This window comes from Actinomadura sp. (assembly GCF_044508335.1).
In the GTDB taxonomy this organism is placed as follows: Bacteria; Actinomycetota; Actinomycetes; order Streptosporangiales; family Streptosporangiaceae; genus Spirillospora.
Window position 1 is genome coordinate 1 of record NZ_JBIQHY010000219.1, and the last position, 3,637, is coordinate 3,637.

4 protein-coding genes and 1 pseudogene are annotated in these 3,637 nt (G+C 73.5%); 4 read left to right on the forward strand and 1 reads right to left on the reverse strand.

What is annotated here, in order from left to right:
* Positions 1-335, forward strand: a pseudogene (locus ACIWVC_RS34300) (hypothetical protein); the annotation flags it as partial.
* Positions 336-360: 25 nt separating this feature from the next.
* On the opposite strand, the gene ACIWVC_RS34305 reads toward ACIWVC_RS34300, so the two are convergent.
* A complete protein-coding gene (locus ACIWVC_RS34305) occupies positions 361-1,332 on the reverse strand; it encodes a magnesium and cobalt transport protein CorA (RefSeq protein ID WP_396453118.1) in 972 nt (323 codons plus the stop codon).
* Positions 1,333-1,399: 67 nt separating this feature from the next.
* Between ACIWVC_RS34305 and ACIWVC_RS34310 the strand changes: the two genes are divergently transcribed.
* The 3 genes from ACIWVC_RS34310 to ACIWVC_RS34320 are packed head-to-tail and all read left to right on the forward strand — an operon-like array spanning position 1,400 to position 3,512.
* The gene (locus ACIWVC_RS34310) at positions 1,400-2,113 is read left to right on the forward strand and encodes an MSMEG_4193 family putative phosphomutase (protein WP_396455165.1); all 714 of its coding nucleotides are present in this window, start codon (positions 1,400-1,402) and stop codon (positions 2,111-2,113) included.
* A 10-nt stretch (positions 2,114-2,123) separates the two neighbouring features.
* Positions 2,124-2,672, forward strand: a complete 549-nt coding sequence (locus ACIWVC_RS34315; RefSeq protein ID WP_396453122.1) for a DUF3090 domain-containing protein — start codon at positions 2,124-2,126, stop codon at positions 2,670-2,672.
* A 54-nt stretch (positions 2,673-2,726) separates the two neighbouring features.
* Positions 2,727-3,512, forward strand: coding sequence for an SCO1664 family protein (locus ACIWVC_RS34320; protein WP_396455167.1), 786 nt, complete (start codon positions 2,727-2,729; stop codon positions 3,510-3,512).
* The last annotated feature ends 125 nt before the right edge of the window (positions 3,513-3,637 follow it).

Sequence of the window (3,637 nt, forward strand, 5' to 3'; positions counted from 1 at the left end):
GCGCGCCGCGGCCGGTGGCGCCGGGCGCCGCGCCCGCCGAGCCCGCCGCGGCGGCCCGCACGGCGCTGATGATGTTCCGGCAGGCGGTGCTGCTGCGGTTCGCGCTCGCCGAGGGCGTCATCCTGCTCGGCCTGCCGCTGGCGATGATCGGGCACAGCGAGCTGGTGTTCGTCGCCGGGTTCGCCGCCGGCTACCCGCTGCTGGTCTGGCTGGCGCTGCCCACGCGCGGCGGCGTGGAGCGGATGCGCCGCCGGCTGGAGTCGCGGGGCGCCGAGACGCACCTGTGGGCCGCCCTGCTCGCCGCCCCGCCGTCCCCGCGCGACGACGCGCCCTAGCGCCCCCGCCCGCGGGGGCGCCCGGTCAGAGCCACCCGCTCTTGCGCAGCCGCCGGAACAGCAGCACGCTGGCGACCGCCATCACCGCGATGACCAGCGGGTACCCGAAGCTCCAGTGCAGCTCCGGCATGTGGTCGAAGTTCATCCCGTAGATCCCGGCGATCGCGGTCGGCACCGCGATGATCGCCGCCCACGCGGAGATCTTCCGCATGTCCTCGTTCTGCTGCTTGCCGAGCAGCGCCAGATGCGCGGTCAGCACGCTGTTCAGCAGCTCGTTGTGCGCGTCGACCTGCCCGTCCACGCGCAGCAGGTGGTCCAGGACGTCGCGGAAGTACTCGCGGGTCGAGCCGCACTCGGCGACCCGGCCCTTGACGATCTCCCGCAGCACCGGGACGAGCGGGTCCTCGGCGCTCCGGAACTCCAGCACCTCCCGCTTGAGGGAGTAGATGTCGGCGGTCACGTCCCGCGCTCCCGGGTCGAACACCGCCCGCTCCAGCCCGATGATGTCGACCTCGACCTCGTGCGCGACGAGCCCGTACCGGTCGACGACCTCGTCGCACACCGCGTACAGGACGGCGGTCGAGCCGTGCCGCAGCAGCTCCGGGTCGTCCTCGAGCCGCTGCCGGACGGGGCCGAGGGGGTTCCCGGCGCCGTGCCGGACGGTGACGACGAAGTCCCGGCCGAGGAAGACCATGATCTCGCCGACCTCGATGTCGGAGGTCTCGTCGATGTAGGACAGCGTCTTCAGCACCACGAACAGCGTGCCGCCGTAGCGCTCCATCTTCGGACGCTGGTGCGCCGACACCGCGTCCTCGGCGGCCAGCGGATGCAGGTCCAGCTCGTCCTTGATCAGGTCGAACTCGTCCTCGCCCGGCTCGAACAGGCCGATCCACAGGAAGCAGTCGCCCTCCTCGCGGGCCGCGTCGAAGGCGTCGCTGATGTCGCCGTCGATGTCGCGGCGCGTCCCGCCCGCGTAGACGGCCTTGTCCACGATCACACCGTGCATTCTCCCGCATCCGCACCGCACGCCGCCGTTACGCCGGAGATCTCCTAGAGTGGCCGCTGTGACGACCCTTCTCCTGGTGAGGCACGGCCTGACCGCGATGACCGGCCCGGTGCTCGCCGGATGGACGCCCGGGGTCCGCCTCGACGACCGCGGCCGCGCCCAGGCCGCCGCCGTCGCCGCCCGGCTGGCGTCCCTCCCGCTCGCCGCCGTCGTGTCCAGCCCCCTCGAACGCTGCGCCGAGACCGCCGCGGCGATCGCCGCCGCGCGCACCCCGCCCGTCGAGAAGGTCGAGACCGACGAGCGGTTCGGCGAGGTCCGCTACGGCGACTGGACCGGCCGCCCCCTCAAGGAACTCGCCGAAGAACCGCTGTGGCGGGTCGTGCAGGCCCACCCCAGCGCCGCCCGGTTCCCCGGCGAGGACGGCGAGTCCCTCGCCGCCGCCCAGCACCGCGCCGTCACCGCCGTCCGCGACTGGAACGACCGCGTCGCCGCCGAGCACGGCCCCGGCGCCCTTTACGCCGTCTGCAGCCACGGCGACATCATCAAGGCGGTCGTCGCCGACGCCCTCGGCCTCCACCTCGACCAGTTCCAGCGGATCCAGGCAGACCCCGCCTCGCTCACCGCGATCCGCTACACCGAGACGCGGCCGTTCGTCCTCCGGCTCAACGACACCGGAGGCGACACCGCCGGCCTGGTTCCGCCCCCGCCGGAGGAAGATTCCGGGAAAGACGGACTCGGGTCGAGTGACGCGCCCGTCGGCGGCGGCGCGTAGGGTCGGTGTCATGCCCGTCATCTCCTACGACCTGCCGGAGCGCTTCGTCGCCGGCGCCGTCGGGCGGCCCGGCGACCGCGCCTTCTACCTGCAGGCCCGCTCCGGCCGCCGGGTCACCAGCGTCGGGCTGGAGAAGTTCCAGGTGACGCTGCTCGCCGAACGCCTGGAGGAGCTCCTCGACGAGGTGCTGCGGCGCAGCGGCGGCGACGCCCCCGTGCCCGCCGTCACCCCCACCGAACTCCAGGACGACGACCCCCTCGACCAGCCCGTCGAAGAGGAGTTCAAGGTCGGCACCATGGCCCTCGCCTGGGACCCCGACGGCGAGCAGGTCGTCATCGAGGCGCAGGAGGTCACCGAGACCGCGGAGGAGCCCGAAGTCGGCGAGGACGACCCCGCCATCGCCGTCCTGCGGGTCCGGATCAGCCCCGCCCAGGCCCGCGCGTTCGCCGAACGCGCCCTCAAGGTCGTCGCCGCCGGCCGCCCCCCGTGCCCGCTGTGCGGGCTGCCGCTCGACGGCGACGGGCACGTCTGCCCGCGGCAGAACGGGTACATGGGCTGAGATGAGCGTCCCCTCGTGCTGGATCATGGACGGCGTGGCCGGGAGAATGAACACATGACGCAGTCCTCCCGGGACCGGGCGCCCGCCGGCGGAACCGGCCGCGACGCGCCCGGGCGCCCCGTGCCGCCCCGCGACACGGCCGCCGCCGAACGGCTGCTGTCCGCCGGGCGCCTCGACGTGGAGGGCCGCCTCGTCCAGGCGTCCAACGCCACCCTGTACTGCTCCATCGAACACGAGGGCCGGACCGCCAACTGCGTCTACAAGCCCGTCGCCGGCGAACGCCCCCTGTGGGACTTCCCCGACGGCACCCTCGCCGAGCGGGAGGTCGCCGCCTACGAGGTCTCCAAGGTCATGGGCTGGCGCACCGTCCCGCCCACCGTCCACCGCGACGGCCCCTACGGCCCCGGCATGGTGCAGCTGTGGGTCGAACCCGACCCCGACATCGACCTCGTCGCCCTGTCCCGCTCCGACGACGAGGCGATCCGCCGCATGTCGGTGTTCGACGCCGTCGTCAACAACGCCGACCGCAAGATCGGCCACCTGCTCCCGCCCGGCGACGGCCACGTCTACGGCTGCGACCACGGCGTCTGCTTCTCCACCGAGTACAAGCTCCGCACCGTCCTGTGGCAGTGGCGCGGCAAACCCCTCACCACCGAAGCCCTCGAAGCCCTCGCCCGCGTCGACGCCGCCCTGCGCGGCGCCCTCGGCGCCCGCCTCGCCGAACTCCTCACCCCCGCCGAAGTCGACGCCACCCGCCGCCGCGTCGAACTGATGCTCAAACACCGCATCCACCCGTACCCGCCCGAGGACTGGCCGGCGATCCCCTGGCCGCCGCTTTGACCCAGGGGGGCGACCCCCTGGAACCCCCGTTAGCGACGCAGGCGATCCTCGCGCCGCTGTTGCGGTTTCTGTGCCTGTTGCGGTTTGCGTGGCGTCGCTGCGGTCGCCTGCGTCGCCGGGCATGC

What these genes read in the sequence shown, in the direction of transcription:
- ACIWVC_RS34320 (WP_396455167.1), top strand. Translation starts at nt 2,727, where the DNA reads ATGACGCAGTCCTCCCGGGACCGGGCGCCCGCCGGCGGAACCGGCCGC.
- ACIWVC_RS34315 (WP_396453122.1), top strand. Translation starts at nt 2,124, where the DNA reads ATGCCCGTCATCTCCTACGACCTGCCGGAGCGCTTCGTCGCCGGCGCC.